The sequence below is a fragment of the Imperialibacter sp. genome, from assembly GCF_040222385.1.
In the GTDB taxonomy this organism is placed as follows: domain Bacteria; phylum Bacteroidota; class Bacteroidia; order Cytophagales; family Cyclobacteriaceae; genus Imperialibacter.
Genome location: NZ_JAVKDF010000057.1, coordinates 20,755 through 43,575, shown reverse-complemented (window position 1 = coordinate 43,575; position 22,821 = coordinate 20,755). Strand labels below are relative to the sequence as shown.

At 46.0% G+C, this 22,821-nt stretch carries 23 protein-coding genes; 8 read left to right on the top strand and 15 right to left on the bottom strand.

The features are described 5' to 3' along the window. Positions 1-19 precede the first annotated feature (19 nt). The gene (locus RIG68_RS26945) at positions 20-1,327 is read right to left on the bottom strand and encodes a DEAD/DEAH box helicase (RefSeq protein WP_350129830.1); all 1,308 of its coding nucleotides are present in this window, start codon (positions 1,325-1,327) and stop codon (positions 20-22) included. Between the two features lie 214 nt (positions 1,328-1,541). Between RIG68_RS26945 and RIG68_RS26940 the strand changes: the two genes are divergently transcribed. Further along, a complete protein-coding gene (locus tag RIG68_RS26940; RefSeq protein WP_350129828.1) occupies positions 1,542-2,018 on the top strand; it encodes a DUF6495 family protein in 477 nt (158 codons plus the stop codon). Here RIG68_RS26940 and RIG68_RS26935 read toward each other — a convergent pair. Then, positions 2,009-3,625, bottom strand: coding sequence for an ABC-F family ATP-binding cassette domain-containing protein (locus RIG68_RS26935; RefSeq protein ID WP_350129825.1), 1,617 nt, complete (start codon positions 3,623-3,625; stop codon positions 2,009-2,011). The genes RIG68_RS26940 and RIG68_RS26935 overlap by 10 nt on opposite strands. A gap of 82 nt (positions 3,626-3,707) precedes the next feature. Next, positions 3,708-4,274, bottom strand: a complete 567-nt coding sequence (locus tag RIG68_RS26930) for a DUF4136 domain-containing protein (protein ID WP_350129822.1) — start codon at positions 4,272-4,274, stop codon at positions 3,708-3,710. A gap of 174 nt (positions 4,275-4,448) precedes the next feature. On the opposite strand from RIG68_RS26930, the gene RIG68_RS26925 reads away from it, so the two are divergent. Beyond that, complete coding sequence (locus RIG68_RS26925) at positions 4,449-4,811, top strand: glutaredoxin family protein (protein ID WP_350074004.1); 363 nt, start codon at positions 4,449-4,451, stop codon at positions 4,809-4,811. Between the two features lie 12 nt (positions 4,812-4,823). On the opposite strand, the gene RIG68_RS26920 is transcribed toward RIG68_RS26925, so the two are convergent. From RIG68_RS26920 to RIG68_RS26905, 4 genes are all read right to left on the bottom strand, one after another. After that, positions 4,824-5,369 carry a hypothetical protein gene (locus RIG68_RS26920; RefSeq protein WP_350129819.1) on the bottom strand — a complete coding sequence of 182 codons (546 nt, stop codon included), beginning with the start codon at positions 5,367-5,369 and terminating at the stop codon, positions 4,824-4,826. Between the two features lie 171 nt (positions 5,370-5,540). Continuing rightward, positions 5,541-6,077, bottom strand: a complete 537-nt coding sequence (locus tag RIG68_RS26915; protein WP_350129816.1) for a hypothetical protein — start codon at positions 6,075-6,077, stop codon at positions 5,541-5,543. A gap of 160 nt (positions 6,078-6,237) precedes the next feature. Next, positions 6,238-6,789 carry a hypothetical protein gene (locus RIG68_RS26910; RefSeq protein ID WP_350129814.1) on the bottom strand — a complete coding sequence of 184 codons (552 nt, stop codon included), beginning with the start codon at positions 6,787-6,789 and terminating at the stop codon, positions 6,238-6,240. A gap of 130 nt (positions 6,790-6,919) precedes the next feature. Next, positions 6,920-7,153 carry a DUF3820 family protein gene (locus RIG68_RS26905; RefSeq protein WP_370455731.1) on the bottom strand — a complete coding sequence of 78 codons (234 nt, stop codon included), beginning with the start codon at positions 7,151-7,153 and terminating at the stop codon, positions 6,920-6,922. Here RIG68_RS26905 and RIG68_RS26900 point away from each other — a divergent pair. After that, entirely contained in the window at positions 7,119-7,865 is a 747-nt protein-coding gene (locus tag RIG68_RS26900) for an MCP four helix bundle domain-containing protein (RefSeq protein ID WP_350129811.1), read from the top strand. The genes RIG68_RS26905 and RIG68_RS26900 overlap by 35 nt on opposite strands. A 2-nt stretch (positions 7,866-7,867) precedes the next feature. On the opposite strand, the gene RIG68_RS26895 is transcribed toward RIG68_RS26900, so the two are convergent. Beyond that, positions 7,868-10,471 (bottom strand): M1 family metallopeptidase, encoded by a 2,604-nt coding sequence (locus tag RIG68_RS26895; protein ID WP_350129808.1) that lies wholly within the window; start codon positions 10,469-10,471, stop codon positions 7,868-7,870. Between the two features lie 113 nt (positions 10,472-10,584). Further along, the gene (locus RIG68_RS26890) at positions 10,585-11,946 is read right to left on the bottom strand and encodes a PhoPQ-activated pathogenicity-related family protein (RefSeq protein WP_350129805.1); all 1,362 of its coding nucleotides are present in this window, start codon (positions 11,944-11,946) and stop codon (positions 10,585-10,587) included. A gap of 182 nt (positions 11,947-12,128) precedes the next feature. On the opposite strand from RIG68_RS26890, the gene RIG68_RS26885 reads away from it, so the two are divergent. Continuing rightward, the gene (locus RIG68_RS26885) at positions 12,129-13,505 is read left to right on the top strand and encodes a purple acid phosphatase family protein (RefSeq protein ID WP_350129802.1); all 1,377 of its coding nucleotides are present in this window, start codon (positions 12,129-12,131) and stop codon (positions 13,503-13,505) included. A gap of 30 nt (positions 13,506-13,535) precedes the next feature. Next, complete coding sequence (locus RIG68_RS26880) at positions 13,536-15,692, top strand: hypothetical protein (protein WP_350129799.1); 2,157 nt, start codon at positions 13,536-13,538, stop codon at positions 15,690-15,692. 67 nt (positions 15,693-15,759) lie between these two features. Here RIG68_RS26880 and RIG68_RS26875 read toward each other — a convergent pair whose 3' ends face one another. The 5 genes from RIG68_RS26875 to RIG68_RS26855 form a co-directional block, all read right to left on the bottom strand. Next, complete coding sequence (locus tag RIG68_RS26875; protein ID WP_350122289.1) at positions 15,760-16,221, bottom strand: hemerythrin domain-containing protein; 462 nt, start codon at positions 16,219-16,221, stop codon at positions 15,760-15,762. Between the two features lie 117 nt (positions 16,222-16,338). Then, positions 16,339-17,061, bottom strand: coding sequence for an iron-sulfur cluster repair di-iron protein (gene ric, locus RIG68_RS26870; RefSeq protein WP_350129796.1), 723 nt, complete (start codon positions 17,059-17,061; stop codon positions 16,339-16,341). 18 nt (positions 17,062-17,079) lie between these two features. Continuing rightward, on the bottom strand, positions 17,080-17,469 hold the full coding sequence (locus RIG68_RS26865; RefSeq protein ID WP_350129793.1) for a group III truncated hemoglobin: 390 nt from the start codon (positions 17,467-17,469) through the stop codon (positions 17,080-17,082). 144 nt (positions 17,470-17,613) lie between these two features. Beyond that, positions 17,614-18,048 carry an RrF2 family transcriptional regulator gene (locus RIG68_RS26860; protein ID WP_317492016.1) on the bottom strand — a complete coding sequence of 145 codons (435 nt, stop codon included), beginning with the start codon at positions 18,046-18,048 and terminating at the stop codon, positions 17,614-17,616. Positions 18,049-18,196: 148 nt separating this feature from the next. Next, on the bottom strand, positions 18,197-18,865 hold the full coding sequence (locus tag RIG68_RS26855) for an START domain-containing protein (RefSeq protein ID WP_350129790.1): 669 nt from the start codon (positions 18,863-18,865) through the stop codon (positions 18,197-18,199). A gap of 226 nt (positions 18,866-19,091) precedes the next feature. Between RIG68_RS26855 and RIG68_RS26850 the strand changes: the two genes are divergently transcribed. From RIG68_RS26850 to RIG68_RS26840, 3 genes are all read left to right on the top strand, one after another. Next, positions 19,092-19,835: a helix-turn-helix domain-containing protein gene (locus tag RIG68_RS26850; protein ID WP_350129787.1), complete on the top strand. Its 744-nt coding sequence runs from the start codon at positions 19,092-19,094 to the stop codon at positions 19,833-19,835. Between the two features lie 79 nt (positions 19,836-19,914). Beyond that, positions 19,915-20,358, top strand: coding sequence for a hypothetical protein (locus RIG68_RS26845; RefSeq protein ID WP_350129784.1), 444 nt, complete (start codon positions 19,915-19,917; stop codon positions 20,356-20,358). Between the two features lie 98 nt (positions 20,359-20,456). Then, the gene (locus RIG68_RS26840; protein WP_350129781.1) at positions 20,457-20,984 is read left to right on the top strand and encodes a DUF4442 domain-containing protein; all 528 of its coding nucleotides are present in this window, start codon (positions 20,457-20,459) and stop codon (positions 20,982-20,984) included. A gap of 79 nt (positions 20,985-21,063) precedes the next feature. Here the strand turns inward: RIG68_RS26840 and RIG68_RS26835 are convergent, their stop codons facing one another. After that, positions 21,064-22,701: an ABC-F family ATP-binding cassette domain-containing protein gene (locus RIG68_RS26835; RefSeq protein WP_350129779.1), complete on the bottom strand. Its 1,638-nt coding sequence runs from the start codon at positions 22,699-22,701 to the stop codon at positions 21,064-21,066. Between the last annotated feature and the right edge of the window lie 120 nt (positions 22,702-22,821).

The following is a 22,821-nucleotide window of genomic DNA, read 5'->3' as shown; positions in this document are numbered from 1 at the left end:
CTTGCCGTTAGGTACTTTCCTAAAGCACCGAGACTCTGACTTTTATCTTCTTTATTTTTTCTCCACTCACTTTCATGGCTGTTTTCACAGCTTTCTCTCTGTTCACAGCAGCATAAGCAGCCTTGTCTGTCACGTCTATCAAGCCAATGTCTCCCTTTTCCAAAAGACCTTTTTTGAAGAGAAGGCCTACAATATCTACTTTATTGATCTTATCCTTTTTACCGGCGGAAAACTCAAGGGTTGACCACGCAGGAGCAGGGGGGGTGAGCAGGGTTTCAGGCAGGGTTACCAGTTGAGGCTTTTTGGCCAGGTATTTTGGTGGTTTCTCTGATTGAAGCAGTAAAAGGTAAGAGCTGCCAGAAGCATTCATTCTGGCAGTCCTGCCATTTCGGTGGATAAAGGCCTCCTGTGTTTGCGGAAGCTGGTAGTGTATCACATTTTCTATTTCTGCAATATCAAGCCCTCTGGCTGCCAGGTCGGTGGCGAGCAAAAAGTTGACGCTACCGTTGCGAAATTGGGCTAATACTTTTTCACGAGCATCCTGTTCAAGCTTTCCATGGTAAGTCCTGTGTTCCACGCCTTTGACGGACAACAGCTCTCCAATTCTGTCAACAGCCTCCCTGTGGTTACAGAAGATCAGACTTTTCTTGCTGCCCAGGAGGCAAAGGAGTTTAAAGAGAGCGTCAAGCTTGTCGTTGCCCTCTGCCACTACCATTTTTTGATCCAGCTTGCTTTCCTTGTTCTCATACCTGGTGGTGAAGTCCAGCGTGTACGGGGCAGACATTTTAAGAAAAGAAGGGATTTTAACAGCCTGTGTGGCAGAGGTAAGAAACCTGGTTTTAAGGTTTGTCAGGTGCTCAAGGATACTTGACATCTCGCCACCGAAACCCATTTCGAGCGACTTGTCAAACTCATCCAGGATAAGGTGCTTAATACTCTTTGTATCGAAAGCCTCTTTTGTGATCAGGTCGAGTAGCCGACCCGGTGTGCCGATAGCGATGGCTGGAGGGTTGCCGAGGTTGTTCAGCTCTGTTCTCAGCGAATGACCACCATAGAAGCTATTGACACGGAAGCCGCTACCCATGCCTCTCGCCACTTGCTCTATTTGAATTGCCAACTCTCTGGAGGGTGCAATGATGAGGGCTTGCATCCCTGGTTGGTCTTTGACGAGACGGGGGAGGAGGGAGAGCAGAAACGCCAGGGTTTTGCCAGAGCCCGTGGGAGAAAGCAAGATGAGCTCTTTTTCTTTTCCAGCGGCTTTTATAGTGGCCTGCTGCATTTCGTTGAGCTGTGAAATGCCCAGACTGCTTAAGTATTGATCGATCATTTTGAGAACCTTGAGCACAAAGGTAGTTGATATAATACTTAGTTACGGATATTCCTGCGCACATTAACAAGTGAGCTGACAAGGAAATCTCAATGTTAGCCGGTCAGGAAAGAGCGTAATCGTCATGCCGTTGCTGCAGGAAAATTGAACCAACTAATTTCTAGTGCTAATTTTTGGTGCCATGAAACAGTTTTGAGCGTTATCTTTGCCACCTATGGCAAAATACCGTACCCTAACAAGGGAAGAACTGACAGCGCTTGAAAAGGAGTTTATTGACTATTTGATCGTCAACGGAATCACCGCAGACGACTGGGAGAAGTTGAAGAAGAAAACTCCCGCCAAGGCCAATAAAATAGTGGGTTTGTTCAGCGACGTGGTTTTCGAAGACGTATTGAGAAAGACTGAGTTTTTGGAGCTTAGAACAAGGACTCACGTAATGACCTATCAGTGCCTTCAGGACAAAATTGTTCTTTGCGGGATGCATGGAGGGGAAGCGGCCGATTTTACCGATCAGGATTTTTTGCAAAAGGCCTTAGCCAGTCCTCCGTCCGATATTGAGCTATTCACCTCCGAAAAGCTCTACAACACAGTACGTGAAGAGGAGCTTTTTCTAATGCTAAGCAGCGGTCACCTCGTCTCCGATGGAAAGCTTTTCAAAACACTGGCCCTGGTCATAGCCGATCAGGCATAGAGTTCTTCTCTCTGCGCTGTAATCTTTTCGTTCTCCACATACTCATCGTAAGTCATCAGTTTATCAAGGCAACCATTTGGCGTTAGCTCAATGATCCGGTTGGCAATTGTTTGGGTAAACTGATGGTCATGAGACGTGAAAAGCACTGTGCCCGGAAAATCTGCCAGTGCGTTGTTGAATGCTTGAATGGATTCCAAATCGAGGTGATTGGTGGGTTCGTCCAGGATCAGCACATTGCCCTGGGCAAGCATCATTTTGCTGATCATACATCGCACCTTTTCGCCACCGGAAAGAACGCTTGCTTTCTTGAAGACTTCTTCGCCAGAGAAAAGCATCTTTCCGAGGAAGCCTCTGATGAACACTTCGTCTTTTTCTCCTTCTGAAAACTGACGCAGCCAATCAATCAGGTTGTCACTTGTATTAAAGAACTTATCGTTTTCATTAGGCAGGTAGGCCGTTGTAATGGTTTGGCCAAACTTGAACTCGCCTTTGGTAGGCTTCAGTTCTCCCATGAGCACTTTAAAGAATGCCGAAATGGCCATACTGTCCTTACTAAGCACCGCTATTTTATCTCCCTTGTTAACAAAAAGATCCAGCCCGGTAAAAAGGTTTGTGCCGTCGGTGCTGTACCCCAGATTTTTTACTTCCAAAATTTGATCGCCAGCCTGGCGGCTTTGATTGAATATGATAGCTGGGTACCGCCTGGTGGAGGGCTGAATGTCGTCGATATTGATTTTTTCGAGTAGCTTTCTCCTACTGGTTGCCTGCTTGGACTTGGAGGCGTTGGCACTAAAGCGGGCAATGAAATCCTGCAACTCTTTCTTTTTCTCTTCAGCCTTCTTATTAGCTGAGCCTCGCTGCTGAAGGGCTAGCTGGCTGGACTCGTACCAGAAGCTATAGTTACCAGTGTATAACTTTACCTGGCTGAAGTCAATGTCAACCACATGTGTACATACGGTGTCCAAAAAGTGTCTGTCGTGAGAAACCACGATGACTGTGTTCTTGAATTCCAGCAAGAAGTCTTCCAGCCACGACACCGTACGGATGTCTAGGTCGTTGGTAGGTTCGTCAAGAATAAGTACATCAGGATTACCGAAAAGGGCTTGTGCAAGCAACACTCTTACTTTGAGGTTGCCGGGCAATTCCTTCATCAGCTTGTAGTGGTCGGCTTCTACGATGCCAAGGCCACTGAGCATGGCTGCAGCGTCCGATTCGGCGTTCCAGCCATCCATTTCTGCAAACTCAGCCTCCAGCTCGGAAGCTTTGATGCCATCTTCTTCAGAAAAATCAGGCTTTGCGTAAATGGCGTCTTTTTCCTTTATGATAGTCCATAGCTTTTTGTGCCCCATCATTACCGTTTCAATGACAGGCACCTCGTCAAACTCGAAGTGATTCTGATTCAATACGGCCATTCTTTTGCCAGGCTCCATACTTACCTGGCCAGCGTTCGCAGCCATCTCGCCTGATAGAATTTTAAGGAAAGTGGATTTACCGGCACCATTGGCTCCGATCACACCATAACAGTTACCCTGAACGAACTTGATGTTGACCTCATCAAATAATACACGCTTTCCGAACTGGAGAGAGACGTTAGAAACAGAAATCATAAATGGAATTTTTGCAATTGAAGCCGCAAAGGTAGGGAAAGAATGGTATTTAACTAAACACTTGCACCAGGATACTTTATTATCACCCTTTCTTCTTTTTTCCTTCAACCTCAACTTTTTTATTGCTACCGGCCAGGTAGGGGTAGTCACTGAAGATTCGTTCGACAGCATCGGGGATGATGCTGTCTTTCTTTTTGGAATTACGTGTGTAGCGAAGGTCGAGGCTACCCTGCCACACGGTTTTGCCTGTGGTGGCGTCCTTCATCTCCACAATAACAATGCTTTCGGTGTAGTTGGTCTGTGATACATTGTAGTAGTTTCCATAGTACCACGGGTTATAGTAGTAGGGGCTTCTATTTACATTGGTATCCCGTTGTCGGCTCGAAACGATATCGTAGCTTACCTCCAGGTCAGGAGAGTAGGTGAGGTCATAACCTCTCTTTTTCATCTCGGAATTAATGGCGTCTTCGAAGCTGGCGATGAATTGCTTGCCTTCAGGTGTCAGATCCTTGTTATCGGCCATTGGCCGCTTTAAAGTGTACTCCTCGAATTTTCCAAAGTTTGTTCTGGGGTTCTCGAAAGACACCACCTTTACCGAGCAGCCGAAGTAAATGGCAGATAGTAAAAGAAACAGACTGATCTTTTGCATCATTTTGATTGTATCGTCAGCGTTAATATACAAGGACTTTACCGGGCATTGCAAATGAATATTGAAATGATGACACGTGTTGGCCAAAACGAGTTGTAACCCGTCGTGTAAAGCTGTGCTTGCTGATGTATAAAAGCAGTATGGATAAACATAAAAAATCCGTAAGATTGGGTTATGAAAAAGAACATAGCAGCTATTTCCATTCTCTCGGTATTTGTCTTACTGCTTTCCTGCGGCCCGGCTACGAAGGATTCTTCTGAAAGCAAGGCAGCTGAAAGCGCTACTCAAAAGCAAATGATTGTGTATGGAGTTAATACATGTGATCATTGTATTAATTTCCGAAAGAAGATGGATTCACTCAACATAAAGTATACTTTTTATGATGTGGATGCCGATCAGGATAAGGCAGATGAGATGCTGAGAAAGCTTGAAGCAGCTAGGTTCATGGGAAACATCTCATTGCCGGTAGTCGACATTGAAGGCAGGGTACTAGTTAGCCCCGAGCTGCCACAGGTACTGGCGTTCGTGAAGCGATAGAGGAAGGACTACTCAATCAAGGTGCAAGTGGTGGATGTGATCATTAATATGGTCCATCAGTTTCGTAATATTTTTTACATACTTGTCGAGAGTAGCCTCCAGCAAAATTACCTGACTGTCGTACGAGTTCATGCCGATGTCGTTTCTTAGCTCATCTGAATTCTTCTCAAGAGACCATTGATCGGAGCATTCCTCCGAGAGTGTTTTTGAAAAGTTGGCAGCTTTGTACTGGGTTTCAAATGCCTCAATTTGATGAATTACTTTCTTGATCTCATGGTTGTTGCTGAACCTGGCCTTTACGGCTAGTCTTTCGTATAAAAGGCTGTCGTAATGGTGGATGCCATTGAGGGTCTCTGCTACATTCCTTCTAAAGGAGTGATCTGCGCAATACTTCTTAAGCCCGTCGTACGTCCTGAGGTCGTAAGAGATCAAAGCCCACTGGTTGGTAAGGTCGTTGAATTTACTGACCAGAAGGGCACTTTCATTTTGGTCACCAGTGGCGTATGTACTTCCAGCCAAAACGAGGCAAGAAATGGCAAGAGCGAGACGTCTGAGCATAGTATATGTTTAGTTGTGGTAATGGCAATGCCTTTGTAAACAAACTAGTACAGAACATGTGGTAGTGTTGCAGGAATACAACAAATGTAGGGAACGGAATTGGTGACCAAATATTGGCGAGCTGACAATTTTGGAAAATTACGTATTTCCCACATCGGATTCCTGCCCTACTTAATCTGCGTCGAGGTGATGGAAGTGGTCTTCTATGTTTTCCATGATTTTGTTGATCCGGTCAACGTGCTTTTTTAAGAAGACTTCTGTAACTACAATCTGGTTGTCGAAGGAGTGAGCGCCAAAATAGTTTTTTACCTTTTTGTACTCTCTTTCGAGCTGTCTTTGGTTGTGGCACTCACTGTACAACGTCTTCGACAGCGAGAGGGCATTTAGTTTGTGTTCCAAATGGCCGATTTGTCTCAAAGTCTTTTTCAGCTCCTTGCTCGGTTCCTCCTTTATCATCGAAGATACACGAATATAAAGGGCGCTATCGTAGGCGTGAATCTCTTTTAACACACTTTTCACTTCATCTTGAAAAGTGGGATCGCCGCAGTATTTTGACAATCCTCTGTAAGTTACAAGCTTATCTGAGACAAAATACCACTTGTGGGTTAGCTCTTTAAAGTCTTTGAAAACCCCGTTTTCACCGTTGTTTGCCTGCAACGGTAGTAGCGGAACTGTCGCAGCAATTAGTACAAGCAAATATTTTTTCATCTATATCTAGTTTTAAAACAGCCATGGATACACCAGGTGAATTAACTAGAACAGGCTTCGGTTGGAAGGATGCAGGAATATACAAATATACGACAGACAGGGCGTCAGGTTGACCGAAAAAGGGCCGGATTTCAGAAATTACGTATTTGCCACATGGCGGCTATTCAAGATGCAAATGGTGGATATGCTCCTCAATATGATCCATTAACTTGGTGATGTGTTGGATATACTTATTAAGATCCGCTTCCAGAACAAGCACTTGGCCATCGTAGGAGTTCATGCCGATGTCATTCCTGGTTTCTTTGTAGTCTTTCTCTATTTCTCTCCGCCCGACACATTCATCGTGAAGTTTTTTCAAAAAGCTGGGTCCTTTGAACTCAGTTTCAAACTCTTCTATTTGTTTGAGCGTTTTTTTGAGTTCAGAACTCTTGTCGTACCGTGCTTTCTTTGCAAGCGTTTGGTAGAGCAGTGTATCATAATGGTGAATTTCTTCAAGCGTCTTGATTACATTGTCCTGATAGGGCTTGTCAGTGCAATACTTGTCCAGGCCTTCATATTTGCCAAGCTCAACGGCTAATAAATCCCACCTTAAAACCAATTCATCAAACTTCTTGACGATGCTCACACTGTCCGTAGATTGTGCCGACAGTCCGGTAATACAGGCAGATGCGAGAATTGATATCAGGGTTAATTGAACAATTCTTAATTTCATACACAAAAATAATTTACACACCTAACGCAATTATTAAGCCAATTGGCATTGTAAATATAAGAAATCTTGGTTGTTTTTGTATTTACATAAGTGCAACGGCTCCGTTCGGGGGTTTAACGGCCTCTGTAACCTATGGGTTTCTGTGGATTTTTTTTAGTTGATTGAGCAGGTCGGTCAGCCCATTGAGCCGAATTTCATGCATGGTAGAAAGCATCATGCCCAGCCTCCCCTGCGGAAAGCCGGCACTCTTGAACCACTCAAGGTAGTTTTCGGGTAGGTCACATATTAAAACATTCTTGTATTTGCCGAACGGCATTTTTGTCTTAACTATGTCAGTCAGGATGCTGGGATCAGGTGAATTCACGTTAATAGCATTTAAAAAAAACTATGTGATGAGGTGGGCTTTCAAAATAGGCAATCAAATGCGAGTTTCTGTCATTTTAGCAATAATAGTTGCCTTGCTTGTGATAAGCAACCTCGTAATGCAAAGAGACATAGACAGCATGGACAGGTCATTCACCTCCATTTATAATGACAGGCTTATGCCAGCGACTGAGTTTTTTTATATCACGGAAACTCTTTATCAAAAGCGGTTGCTCCTTGAAAAGAATGTATTGGCGCCGAGTATTGAGAAAGAGGATTTAATCAAAAAGCTTGATGCCTATGACAGCAGAATTGACTCACTGGTGACTGAAATAGAAAAAACCTATTTTGTACTGGATGAGGCGAGCCTTTTAAGTGAGTTTAAGGAAAGAATGGAGGCTTACGACCAACTCGAGAACAAGGTGATAAACCTGGCGTATGCAAATGATTCAAGGCAGGCACTGGCAATGCTGGAAAACGAAGGAGGGGATCGCTTCAATGCTATGCTAAGTGACCTGCACCAATTAACAGAAATTCAATCGAACAATGGCAGGGAGTTACTCAACGATTCTCACCATATTAAAGCGAGTGTTCATATGCTCACATTTTTAGAGGTAGGCGTGGCTATTGTGCTCAGCTTGCTAGTTCACGTGATTCTATTAACAACAAGAACAGTGCAAAGAAAGAGCAATCAGCCCTTTCATCTTAATTAAGATCAGAGATTTGATTGACTCTTCAGCAGTCTGCTGGCCCTGTTAAGGTCGTCGGTAGCTTGCAATATCTTCCCTTTTAGTTTCAGCGGATAATCAGGGTGGGCCGAAAGAAAGCTTTTGACGATCGATGCCGCTTCGTCGCTTTGGTAGGCTCCGAAGGTAGCGCTTAGCCAGGCAGTCGGGAAAAATATATCACCAGTAGCCTGTATGTCAGAAAGCAACTCAAGGCTCTCCTTCAAGTAGCCGATAGAGACATGCTGCCTTTCCGGATGATGCAGGTAAGATACTGCGGTGCTCACCCACGATTCTTTTTCCCTGTTTTCGGCTAGTTTCAAGCTTTCAAAAAAAGCATTGCGGGTTGCGGTGTCGCTTGATAGTGCGGGAAGAAGAAATTTCCAGCGTTTTTTCCGATCACCATTATTAATTCTTGCAAGCTGTTGCTGTTGAATTTCAACAGATTTTGGGTGGCTCAGCAGGCTTAGCGTGGCTGCCAGGCCAGTGTAGTCGTCCTCAGATAGTCTAACCTCCTTTGGTGGCGTTTCCGACTTCCAAATGCCATACAGCTTTTCCATTGCTTTTTCTGAGGTGGCAATCTCCTGGAATGTTCCGAATAGCATCTTTTTGATGCTGGCCGAAGGAGTTTGTTCCATTGCTGACCAAACATCGCCTTCCAATGATTGGCTGATCAGCTTCCTGTTTGATGGGGTAATAAACTGCCAATAGGTCGCACTTAGCTGACTGGTAAGTTGTCGAACCGAAAGCTCCTCTGTTTCCCGAGAGAGCAGAGCAGTATTCAGTGCTAGCAGTTCGGTGGACGTAATGCCATCACCATTGAGCATGTTTTCGTAATTGTTGATATAGGCTGATGCTCTCGCAACCGGATCACTCCATGTGCCTATGTAAGGAAGCATAGCCGAGTCGATTGGGAACACACCGTACCCTTCGCCAGAGGTGTTGAAAACGATATAATTTGGCTTAGGCCTGCCTGTCGCCTGGCTGACGTCCGCTACCGCACGGTAGCTAAGCGCAGGCACCTGAATGAGGCTATCTCCATAACCCATTCCGATTTTGAAGTATTGCGACCAAACTTTATCACTGGAGGATGTCGTATTCGTTTTTTCTTCTTTTTGAGAGATGGTTAAGGCCGTTATCAAGCCTTCGTTGGTCTTCATATCATAACTAAAAACGGGCCTGAATGGCTCTTCTACCCATACTTTATTCCATGCCAGCAGATCTTCATCGGTTAGTTGATCCAGTATATTAATCAGGTCAGTCCAGGTTGCATTTGAAAAGGCAAACTCGGACAGGTACTGCTGCAGACCTTGTTGGAAGTCCTGTTTTCCCATCAGCATTTCCAGCTGTTTCATCACAATGGGGGCTTTATGATAGATGATGGCTCCGTACATGCTGCCAGCGTCCTTCAGGTTATCAAGCTGCTGGCGTACCGGGTTAGCACCGGGAGTACGGTCGACTGCATAGGCTGCGGGGTAGTGAGCCAGCAGAAATTTGAGGTCGCTACCGGTATCCGGGAAGGTTACCTCTGAAACCTTGTCGGCCATGAAGTTGGCAAACACCTCTTTCATCCACACATCGTTGAACCAGTCCATGGTGACAAGGTCGCCAAACCACATATGAGCCGTTTCGTGCGCAATGAGGTTGGCTCTGCCAATCTTGCGACTCTGCGTAGCGGTTTTATCAAGAAAAAGAGAGGAAGCACGGTACTGAATGGCTCCCACATGCTCCATTCCACCATACTGAAAGTCTGGAATGGCAACGAAGTCGAACTTTTTGAACGGGTAGGGGATGGCCGTATACGCTTCGAGAAAATCGAGGGCTTTGCCGTGCAGGTAAAATATTGTGTCAATGCTTTCGGAAATCTTTTCCTCGTCGGTTTCACGGTGAAAGAGGTTCATCGTGCGTCCATCTATCATGCGAGTTACCTTCTGAAATTCGCCTGCCGCAAAAGCAAACAAATAGGTGCTAATGGTATCCGAAGGCATGAAGTTAAATGTCTTTCGCTCTCCGGAAATCACCGAATCGGCCAGTGGGCCGTTGGAAAGTGCCTGCCATTGGCCAGGCATGGTGAGACTCAGTTGATAAGAAGCCTTCAGGTTGGGTTGATCGAAACAGGGGAAGACCGTGCGGGCTCTGTCAGGCACTAACAGTGTATAAAGATATTCGTCGTTCCGATTAAGAGACAGGTTGCCTGCGACGAAGGTGATTTTGATGCTATTGGAGCCTGGCCTCAATGCGCTTTTCGGAACGATGATATGCCCCTCCCTGTGGTCTACAGCAATAGTCGTGCTGTTAACAACTACTTCTAAAACATGATCGGAATCTTCTTTGAAGTCTATCTGGAGATCAGCGTCGTTCTTGCTTAATTTGAAAGTGATCACCTCCGAGGCGGGGATGTCTTCTGATTTGTCGTCCGGGATGTCGAATGATAGCTGGTAGCCAAGTGCGCTGATGACCGTTTTTCGATAATTGGCCAGTTCGAGTGATACGCCGGTTTCGACAACTGGCGGTGTGTCAGTGGTGCTGACACACCCGTACCAAAGTAAGGAAGAAATGAACAGCACTACCGGGGCGAGACTTCGCTTGGTCATGGTTGAGTCTTTTAAGCAAGTAATATTACTAAAAGCCCGCAGAGAGGGGAGAACCTTTGGTGTAAATACCAGGTTGCTCTTGCGAAGAGTATGAGTCGTGGATACTACAGGCGTCAGTCGATAAACACTTTTTGAGGGTTTGCAACAAACATCCGGGTGCTCTCGGTGAATTCATTTCCCGCTGTGTCTAAATACTTCAGGTCAACGTAAAATGCTTTGAAACCGGAAGCAGGGTAGGCCTCTTTTACTACTACTTCCTTTGCCTTTGATGCATTCAGGCTTTTCCCCACCCATACTTCATCCCTGAAGTCCCGGTCATCGGATGTTGCCAGCCAAAGCGTGGCATCGATCAGTTTTTTTGGCGATGGCGTGACTGTTAGCACAATTTCTTTTTCTGTGATATCGATGTCCCAATCACATACAGGATACGATTTTCCATTAGCTGTAAAGCCGAAAAATGCATTTAATGCTTTAAAAGTCTGTGGGTGATCGTCAATATCGTGGCCGGCATTGGGCACATAGTGGATGAAGTTTTGACCAGGGATGCTGTCGATATAGTGCTTGACAGCATCCACTGGCCAATAGGGGTCGTTGGTGCCAATGAAAATCATCTTGGGCTTGTTTAGCTTTGCCCGGTAGGAGTACGGATCAACCATCGCATTGATTTTTTGCCCTGATTCGGTAGCCGAGGCCTGCGGGATGCCAAGACTCACATAGTCGTTTATTTCCGGGCTGTATTCGTTCCACGCTTCCAGGTGGTATTGCAGGCTTACCGGCATGTTAAGCACGTCAATCACCATAGGAGCGATGGCAATTACCCGGTCGTCGTTGGCTCCGGTGAGCCAGGTTGTCCAGCCACGTTTGGAAAGCCCCGACAACACAAATTCATTTACCGGCTGGCGCAGTTGGTCTTTTGAGAACTCCTGTACTGCCTGCATTCCCTTCACCACGCTCTTTACCATAGGAAACAGCAGGGGCCAGGTATAGTCGCCCGTCTCGGTGAAGTTGTGCAGGGTGTAGGAGATAAGCACGTCCTCTGTCTTGTCGCCGTAGAGCGGCTGATTAGGCACCTGGCGGATAAGAGACACGATGGCGCTATTGGTGGACGCAATATGCGCCATGGCTTTGCTGAGTTCGTCCTGGTTGCTTCTCGGGTTGGGCTGGCTGTCTTTGTTTGAACCGCCGGAGATAAACAGGAGGCTTTCGGTTTGGGTGGTCTTTTCCGGAACAAATACTGTTAACTGGTGCTTCCAGGTATATTCTCTCCATTTTTGAGAGGTTAAAATGAGCTGATACCCCCTTACTTCTTCAGTTTCGAAGGTATCGGTCACCATCCATTTGTAAGTTTGGTCGCCATTGTTCAAGTAATTCTCCAGTGCATTGTCGGCAGTTAGGTTGCTTTGGGCAACGACCTTAGCGGACAAGCCAACTGCGAATAGCAGAAAAAGGATAAGGAATGGGCGTTTCGGTGTCATTTTTTTGAGGGGTGTCGGTCAAAACAATGGCAAAACTTAGCTATTTAATCTGGAATTTCTTGCGACAACTTCTACTGCTTCTCTTCCTGTTAACAAATCTTCATATTCGCAGGAGGAAAAAATAATTACTTTAGGACAGGAAAAAGACAAAGGAATTACCTTCAACTAACGACAACATCACAATGATCTTAAGTAAATTGATTCGGTTCGGCTCACTCGGTATTATGGCGTTAGTCGCTGTGCTTGGACTATTTAGCTGCCAGCAGAACAGCGCTGAAGACTACCACGACCATGAGCATAGTCATCAACACAGCCTAGCTGATAGTCTCCCGAATGTGAAGCTGCTTTTCCCTGGCAACGAACCTGACCGGGTCATTCTTAATCTGACCGAAGACCCAATTCATTCGGTAGCTGTGAATTGGCGCACCTCCACCAAGATCACCCAAGGTACTGTGGAGGTGGCTGTTGCTTCTGACGGCCCGGAGTTCAAAGACAGTGTTAGAACCATAGCCGCTGCCACGGAACCTCTGACAGTCTCACGGGAAGAAGAACCCGAAATTTCAGCCAATTACCATTCAGCTGTCATTAATGAGTTGCTGCCCGGAGGTAAATATGTGTACCGGGTAGGCTCCGAGCCCTATTGGTCAGAATGGTACCAGATCGAGATGCCGCAGGAAAGTGGCCCGGTGTCTTTTATCTATTTCGGTGATGCGCAAAACGATGTAAAGTCTATGTGGTCAAGGGTGATAAGGGAGGCTTACCAAACTATGCCAAAGGTGGATTTCATGCTGCACGCTGGAGACCTGATCAACCGGCACGACAGAGATGTGGAATGGGGGGAGTGGTTTCATGCCGGCGGTTTTATTCATGCTATGGTGCCAGCGGTGATGACGCCCGGCAACCACGAGTACAAAGATGTGGTGCTTTCTCCGCAATGGCGCCCCCAGTTTAACCTGCCAAAAAATGGCCCCGCTGGCCTGGAGGAAACCTGCTATGTAATTGATTTTCCGCAGATGAAGGTAGTCTCTCTCGATGCCGAACAGATTGACGAATCGGAACACTTCAGAGCCTTGCAGGCGCAATGGCTGGATTCTGTACTCACCAATAACCCAAAAAAGTGGACGGTGATCACCTTTCACTATCCGGTCTTTTCCACCAAACCCAATCGGGACAATCTGACGCTTAGAGAAGTCTTTAAGCCGTTGTTCGACAAACACCGGGTAGACCTCGTGCTACAGGGGCATGATCATGCTTACGGAAGAGGAATGGTGAGCAATGTGTCGACAGGGGCAGGCGTGAGGGAGGATCGCTCTGGTACGATGTATGTGGTATCCGTAAGCGGGCCTAAGATGTATGACATCAGCGATGATAAATGGATGGAGCGAAAGGCTGCCAATACGCAGCTTTTTCAGGTGATAAAAGTGGGAGAAGATACAGCGACGTATAATGCGTTTACAGCGAAGGGTGAGTTGTATGATGCCTTTGATTTGGTGAAGAAAGCTGGTAAGCCAAATGTACTGATCAACAAGATTCCCAATACTCCGGAAAGGACTGAGTAACGAACGCTAACACCTGTTAATACTATTATTATGAAGCATAGATGCTGTTTTTTCGTGCTGGTGGCGACTTTCAGTAATTGGCAGGCAGCCGCACAAGTGGCTGACGAGCCCTATATCCAGTTGGTTGGGCATCATTATGAGGTGCCTGGTGGTTTTGGCGAAGCCCGACCCAAAAAGGTAGTGGTCGACTACAACAGCATAGTGCATGTTCTCACCGATAAGGGGCTCTTCCGGGACTTCCCTGGCTACCAGCTGGCGCCTGACCACACCTACCGGTCGCTGGCCGACAAGGTGCCGGTTGACATCACCACGCAAGAGAGCACTGGCATCCTTTTCTATCTGTACAAAGACAAGTTTCTCACCAATGGATACGCCGGTACGCTGGATACAAAGCTAGAGCCAGAACGGTACAGCCGCATTAGCGTTAGCAAAGACCTGAAAGTCTTGCTGATGGGTGAGAAGAAGGCAGCTCTTTTTGATGGAAATAAGAAAATAGCCGATTTGACAGTGCCGAAGGAAGCAGTAATTGACGTCTATGTTGCCAAAGGACAATTCTTAGCGCTCACAGCCAAAGCTATTTACAAACTCGAAGGAAAAGCATGGAAGGTGATGCATGAAGGGGTTGACATGACGTCTTTGGTGTTTAATGAAAGTGGAGTCACTGTTGGAACAAAAAATGGATACTACGTAATCGACGATCAGGGTAAAAGGGTGACAGACACAGAATCAAGCCTGCCGGTGCCCGCCATAAGGAAGATGTTGCTGACCGGAAGCAACGAGCTTTGGTTTTCAACTGCCGACGGAGCTTTTAGAAAAGAGAGTGACAGGTATCGATATTTTGCCTCTAAACGATGGCTTGATGTTAACGAAGTGATCGACATGGCAGCGGATGCCAATGGCAATATCTATCTGCTCACGCCCACGGGGCTCAATATGATTGAACAAATGCCCTTTACGCTCGCTGAAAAGACAGAACTCTTTCAGAACCGCATTCGCAAGTACCACATGCGGTACGGCTTCGTCTGTGCGCCACAGTTGCCTGTAGCTTACGATTTAACCTCTGAGGAAATCATTGACCACGACAACGATGGTCTGTGGACGTCCTTTTACCTGGGCAGTCAGGTGTTTCGTTATGCTGTTACTGGCGAAGAGGTGGCCAAGCGATATGTTTGGGAATCGTTTGAAGCTTTCGAACGGCTTTTGACTGTCAACCAGTTGAAAGGCTTCCCCTCCAGGACCTTTGAGCGGGAGGGCTATAAAGTGAATGACCCCGACAGATGGCGAAAGTCGCCGGAAGAGGGTTGGGAGTGGAAGGGCACCACCAGCTCCGATGAATACATCGCCTATCTGTTTGTAGCGGCACTGATGGATCAGTTCATTGCCAAAGCACCAGAAGAGAAGAAGCGGGTGGCCGATTTTATAGATGCCATCATGACCCATATTCTTGACAATGACTACTACTTCGTAGACCTGGATGGTAAACCCACCACCTGGGGGCGTTGGAATCCTGAATATGTGAACATGTACCCAGCGGAGGTATACGATAGAAAGCTCAACAGTATCCACCTGGTTGCGGGGCTGCAATTGGCCTTTTCCCTCACCAAAAAGGAGCGCTACAAAACTGAGATGTTCAAAATGATGAACGAGTTTGGCTATTTCAAAAACATGCTTCCCAGTATGTACGACATGAAGGAACACATTGTGATGTACGATGGACACACCATGGGCGACGGCTGGAACCATTCCGATGACGAAATGGCCTTTCTCACTTACTGGCCTCTTTATCATTATGCACTCAACGACACCCTGAAGCAGCATTATACAGACATTATCACCGACCACTGGAAGATAGAATTGCCAGAAAGGAATGCGCTTTGGAATCTGCTAACTTACGGCACCGCTGGTGATATCAATTTGGAAGATGTGCGCTGGCACTTGCAGGAGTTTGGCCTCGATCAGATGTCGTATGTAGTAAAGAACTCGCACCGCAAAGACCTGGAGCTGCTCGAACCCAACTTTCGTGGCCAAACAACAAAGGTGTTGCTAACCCCCGGCGAGCGCCGGACGCACCGGCACAACGCCAATCCCTTTGAGTTGGATGGTGGGACTGAGGGCAACTCGGTATTAGCCGGGGACGAATATTTGTTGCCGTATTGGATGGCGAGGTACCTGGGCGTGCTGAAGTGACCTTGTGGATAATTCCGGGCGGGGCTGGGGCATGTTCCGTTGGCAGGCAATGAGGTTTTTATCCTCTTTACTTCCAGAATTCATCATCCTTCAGGTCAACAAAACTATGTTCTTCATGAAGGGAGCTGATTAGCGCCAGTTGCTCCTCCGATGCCTTTTGCTGGATTTCGTTGAAAAGAACCCTTTCTTCAAATCGGATATGTTTTTCCAGCTCTTCTTCGATCAAACTCAGGGACTTTTCAGCCTCGTCGTCATTGAATAGCCTGGTAAGCCTTCGATGCTCCATTAATGCCTTTTTCACCAGCTCGTTTTCACTGCCAAGTATCGGAAAGATATAACTCTCTTCGGCCACGAAATGCGGTAGAATGTGATTTTCAAAGAACCAGTCTGCATATTTTTTAATGCGCTCAGGTGCTATATCCTTAGCGAAGCCTTTTCTAATCTTCCAACACAACAGCAAGGTATGATGATGATCACGGCTAAGGGGCTGAAGCTGCTTTGCTCTTTTTATGGGTGTGCGCTCTTTCATGGATGACAGTTTTGAGTTGTGGTGTGTTTCACCGTTTCGGGTGTAAGATAGTCAGCCCACGAACACATTTTCACCTGATCGTGAGCTGTTTTTTATAGAATCAGTGCATTTGCCAGTTCAACTGAGCTGCTTCTCCAATGCTATGGATTTAGGAAACAATATATTGTTCTCCAGATGAATGTGAAGGTGTAAATCTTCCTCAAATTCCTTTAACATGGCATAGGTGACCCGGTAAGTGTTGCAGGCATCGTCCGGCAGTGAGTAGTGATTGCTCAAGTCGCTGATTTGCTGAAAGCGATCTCCCTCAGTTTCATGCTCCTCCATCATCATTTTAACGGGGCTTTCCACCGTGTCAAACTGTGCGTGAGTAATTTTTTCGCCATTTTTTTTCACTCTTTCCATTTTCCGTACAAAAGGAAACAGGATAAATTCTTCCTTTTTCATATGCATAGCCAGTTCTCCTGCGGAGGCAGTGAACAGCCTGGTTATCTCAAATAGTTCTGGGTGACTTTTCCCATGCACCTGGCACAGCTTCTCCAGATATTGTTTGAGAACCGGCATTTTCTCCTCAACATAGTGGTGGTGCTTTTGCTCTATATGATCAGCCAGCTTATCCAGTGGCCACGACTGGTAGTCGTAGGAGACAGTTTCGCCTTTGTTCAATATAGCTTCAACCTCCGCTGTGAGCTTTGCCTGATCAATATTGGCTTTGGTGCAAGCTTCCTGAATGCTGCGGTTGCCTTTGCAGCAGAAGTCAATGCCATGGTTCCCGAATACCTCTGCTGTGCGGTAGTCTTCGGCTACTATTTCTCCGATTGTTTTGTCTAAAAGATTATTCATGATAATTGAAGTTTAAATTCATACTAAGGGTTTTGTTCCACTGGTTTTGAAGTACTCGATTTTGTAAAGAAACATTTCAGCCATTTTTTCTGACCTCCATTTGGCTTCCAGGGCTCTTTCTCCTTCGAAATGCTCATCAAGGGTTTGATGGAATAACTCGATCCATCTCTCGAAATGGGCTTTGTTTACTGGTAAATGTGCGTGAGGTGCGAAGGGGCTGCCATAATAGGTGTGCTCTTCCAAAAGGACGGTTTGCCAGAATTTGTACATTTTTTCCAGGTGCACGGGCCATCTGTCTTGTATCACGCCATTGAAGATGCCTTTGAGCAATTCATCCTCCCTTACTTTTGAGTAGAAGTCGTTGACCAGCAGTTTTATGTCATCTTTGTTTTGAATGTCTTTGTTCATCAGAATGAAGATTTGTAAAGTTTAACCAGCCGATCTGCCAGAGGAGTGCTGGAAGCAAGACAAATGAATAGGGGTAATGACAGCTGCTTGAATTTCATTATTAAGAATTTAAGACCTTTTTATCTTGTTAAGAATCAAATTTTTTTACCGTTTCAGAAAAGTGAGGCCCACATCAAGGCCTTTTGTTAACTCATACAGGCTGGTTGTTTCCAGCATTTCCTTCAAATCGTTACGTATCAACACAAATTTTTCGTGCAAAGGGCAGGGCTCCAGCGCATTGCACTCTTTGAGACCCAGGCCGCATCCCCGATAGATACTGTCACCATCTATCGCAAATACAATTTGGCTCAGTTTGATAGACGCTATTTTATCCTTCTGGATTTCAAAACCACCAACAGGCCCTTTCACTGAATCGATGATGTTGTTGCGGGCGAGTTGTTGCAAAATCTTGGCTGTGAAGGCAACCGGAGAGTCGATGTCTCTGGCGATATCCTTCAGGCTTACCCTCACGCCATCCATCGACAAAAGAGCGATGTGCAAGGTGGCTCTGATTCCATATTCACAGGCTTTTGAGAACATTGTGGTTTGTTTGTGTCAAAGATATAAAACAATTTTTTAATTCGGATAAATTTATCCGAATTAAAAAAAACAAGAAAAAAAAGAGCGTTGCCATAAACACTATTGAGTCAAATACTACCAGACTACAGAAGCTAAAAAGAATTGGTGGTCAATCCTCGCTGCTTTCAAACACCCTGGCCAGCTCGGCAAACTTTTGCATGGTTTCCAGTGGCCCTTTTGTAATGACCAAGTTGACAAGCCAAACAGGTATCTCTCCTCCTGGGTTAGCCAAGGCAGTGTAAACAATATCCACCCTGCCATCGTTTCGTGGTCTTATTTCCCATTTCGATTCAAATTCTGTGACCCGGACAATTCCCTTTTTTTCAGGAACAGCGTTGGCAGCAGCGACTGAGTGAGAGTGGTAGACTCCAGTTTCCTTGTTCCACCATTGCGTAGAGTGGATCGACAAGTCCCTGTTGCTGAAAGGGTAGGGAAGGGCCGTCTCAACGTAGTAGTGAAAGTCGTTAGCTGACGTCGTCTTGATCCTTTTGGCATCATTGCACTTATATACCCAAGCCTTGTAGTTGGGCACATCGCTGAGCAGGTCGGTCACCCTCTGCATAGTGCTTTCAATGGTAGTGACGATCTGAATTTCCTTGATCAATGATCCGTCGGATGCTCTGGTGTAAATGCTTAATTCTTTTTCACTGCTCACAAGCTCCCAGCTAGCTTTTTCTATTTTTTGTGCAGTGAGAGGCAGCACCGAAAAGGCGAAGAGGGTGGCAGTAACCTGGTAAATGCGCAGGAGCATAGATGGAAAATAGGAAAAATCTTGCATCAATTTACGATCTGATTCTGTAGAGATTTTGAATTAGTACTCTTTTATTTTTGAACAAAGGGTATGTTCCATAATTAGCTTACAGTGTTACTTTTTTTCAAAACCGAAAAATCGGCTAGATTGTCAGCCTGGTGGCACACATATTCGGTAAAATGGCCATTGAAAAATGAAAGTCTTTCGAAATATTTTCCCCGCATTGAAAGAAAAAACCAAATGTTCCTCCTGAATGGCGAAGAGAAGTTTTAAGATAGGGTTTTCAGACATTGGAGGCATTTTTATAGGAAAGAACATCCAGTCTGATTTCCATAAGCACTACGCAGTCACAGTGATTATTTCATTTGGCGAGACTTTCAGTATTAAGCTAGCAGGGCATAAAGAGGGCGTCTATGGTGCTGCCTTAGTGCAGAAGAATGTTAGCTATAGTCTTAAGAGCGGAAAAACGGACTACCTGGCGTTTATTCATATCGTACCCTACACGAGCGAAGGCTTGAAATTGTCGGACGGCAAATGTGCTATCAGAGCACTGGATATTGCTGATTTCGACTCAGTGCTCAGGAAAATAAAAACCTGGTTCCGGCAGGATGGACATGATCCGCAAAAAATTAAAGAGTTGTTGCAAGCAGTTTCATCGATTCCCAGGTTGCACTGTGACAGTATTGAGATTGATTGCAGGGTGATGGCGAGTTTTGAACTGATTATGCAGAACGATGGACAGAAACTATCTGTAAGTGAGGTTGCACCCCAGGTTTGTTTGTCTGTAAGCCATTTTAACCGATTGTTCAAGAAAGAAACAGGGCTTACATTTCGAAAGTTTGTCCTCCACAGCAAGCTGATAAAATCCATTTTTGCTATGTATGAGCAAAACAGCCTAACACAGGCAGCATTCATTGGCGGGTTTGCAGACCAACCGCATCTCACCAGAACGTTCAAGGACAATTTTGGAATAAAGCCTTCGACAAGTTTGAAATAGTCCGTTTGTTCAAGTTTTCCACTCGCCGAGAAGGGAGCTTTGCGGTCATATATTTTACAGCTTACTAACTGATATGACTATGAATGAGATTTCAACAAAGAGCAATGGAAAAACACTGAAGTGGTTTATTGCTTCTGCACTATTAACCGGACTTGGCATGTGGGTAGTAGGGGGGCTCTACCACAATTTGATATTGCCAACCGTTAACAAGGACATGCATCCGCACCACGAAGGGCTGGGTACCACCTTGATCGCTTATTTTATTTTGGCTTTTTTAATGACCTATATTTATTCAACTACGGAAGGGAAAAACTCCTGGGCAAAAGGGATAAGGCATGGCTGCATCATTGGGGTTTTATGGGTGTTTCCACATGGCTTGGCAATGGCAGCCACACACGAGACATCGATACTTTATGAGGTGAAAAACACGATATATCACGTTGTCGAACAAGGTATCGGAGGGGCTATTATTTTTTACGTAAGTAGATATTTCATGAAAATGCAGGTGCGGGTAAGGAAATAATAGAGCCTGCCAGCTACAACGATTGCTCGGAAGTATATCTGAGATAAGGGCTGTTACGTATATTGAGCTGATTGGCGAGAATTAAAAAAAGGCTGAGCATGTCCATATATCAAACAATAGCAAAAATAGGCTCTACGTACGTAGGTAAATCCAAACTCTTCAAATACGGGTTCAACCTATCACCGATGTACAGAAGAAGCACCGCTAAGATTATTTATGTTTCCAATGATCTAATGGAGGTGAGTATCAAGCTGCCCATTAGCTACAAAAACAGAAACTATGTGAACTCCATTTTTGGAGGGAGTATGTTTGCGGCAGTGGATCCGATTCCGATGGTGCAGTTGATGAACCTCATTGGCGACGACTTTGTGGTTTGGGACAAATCGGCACAAATTTTCTTCAAGCGCCCGGCCCGGGAAAACATCTACGCCGATTTCACCTACTCATTGGAAGAGTTCGATGAAATCAGAAGCAAAGTGAGACTGGAAAATGAAATTGAAATCGTAAAAACCACATCACTTACTAACAGAGACAAGACCATAGTCTATTGTGAGGTGAAAAAGACCATTTATGTAGCCGACAAAGCATATTTTAAAGACAAACGAGAAAAGTCAAAAAAGCGCTAGCGAAGTCAGGTTAGGCGTGTCCAAGATTAAAGAGGTTACTCCGTGCGGTTCAGCACAGAGTGACCTCGTTAATTGCCGACTATTTTGTTCTCTCTATCTCCTTCAAATTCTCCATCTTCTTGTTCCGCAGGAAGCCATTGATGTCTTCGAAGTGCTCTTTTACCCGCTTGTTGCCAAACTCAAATACTTTCGCCGCCAGGCCGTCGAGGAAATCACGGTCGTGAGAAACGAGGATAAGCGTGCCTTCGAACGCTTTTAGCGCATCTTTCAGGATGTCCTTGGTTTTGATGTCGAGGTGGTTGGTAGGCTCATCGAGGATAAGCAGGTTTACCGGCTGTAGCAGCAGCTTGATCATCGCCAGTCGGGTGCGCTCACCACCTGAGAGCACTTTCACCTTCTTGTCGATGGTGTCGCCGCTGAACATGAAAGCCCCGAGCAGGTCTTTGATCTTTGACCGGATATCGCCTTTGGCGATTTCATCCACTGTTTCGAAGACGGTCAACTTTTCATCGAGCAGCGAAGCCTGGTTTTGAGCGAAGTAGCCAATCTCACTGTTATGGCCTACCTGCAAAGTGCCGTCGACTGGAATCTCGCCCATAATGGCCTTCACCAGGGTCGACTTTCCTTCACCATTTTTGCCAACAAAGGCAACCTTCTCTCCACGGGCAATGGTCAGTGTGACATCTTTGAACACGACATGGTCGCCATACGACTTGCCAAGATCGGTGGCGATCACCGGATAATTGCCCGACCGTGGGGCAGGAGGGAACTTGATGTTCAGCGCTGAAGTATCCACTTCATCCACCTCCACTATTTCAATCTTCTCCAGCATTTTCACCCGGGACTGCACCTGCAAAGTCTTTGAGTAAGTGCCTTTGAAGCGGTCGATGAAGCCCTGGATGTCGGCAATTTGCTTCGCCTGGTCGTCGAACTGGCGCTGCTGTTGTTCACGGCGCTCTTTGCGCAGTTCCAGGTAGTGGGAATAGTTGGTTTTGTAGTCGTAAATACGGCCACGGGTGATTTCGATGGTGCGGTTGGTCAGGTTGTCCACAAATGCCTTGTCATGGCTGATGACCATCACACCACCGGCGCTGTTTTTGAGGAAGTCTTCCAGCCATTGCACGGACTCAATGTCGAGGTGGTTGGTGGGCTCATCGAGAAGGATAAGGTCGGGCTTTTGCAGCAGGATCTTGGCCAACTCGATGCGCATGCGCCACCCCCCGCTGAACTCGCTGGTAGAGCGGGTGAAGTCACTCCGAAGGAAGCCGAGGCCCAGCAATGTCTTTTCTACTTCCGCATCAATATTGATCTCTTCAATGCTGTAGTACTTTTCGCTCAGCTCAGACACCTCTTCTATAATCTTGCTGTAGGCATCTGATTCGTAGTCGGTGCGGGTTTCCAACTGGTGATTCAGCTCTTCCATCCTGTTTTTCATGTCCAGGATTTTGGAAAACGCTTTTGACGTTTCTTCAAACACCGTGCATTCGTCGGCCGTGAGCAGGTGCTGCGGCAGGTAAGCGATGACTGCCTCTTTTGGTGCCGTTACCTTGCCTTGGGTGGGTTTGCTTTCTCCGGCGATGATTTTGAGGAGGGTAGACTTGCCGGCGCCGTTTTTACCCATGAGGGCAATGCGGTCGGTGGGATTGACATTGAAAGTGATATTGCTAAAAAGGGTAGTGCCGCTAAATTCGACGCCCACCGCATCAACTGAGATCATATTTTACCGAATTAGGCCGCAAAGGTATTAATAAGTTTGGTAGAAGGGAGGGGGGGTGTTGATTTTGATAAAGAACTTGCCAGTTCTGCATCTATCAAGTCATTCGAAGAAAGCATCGCA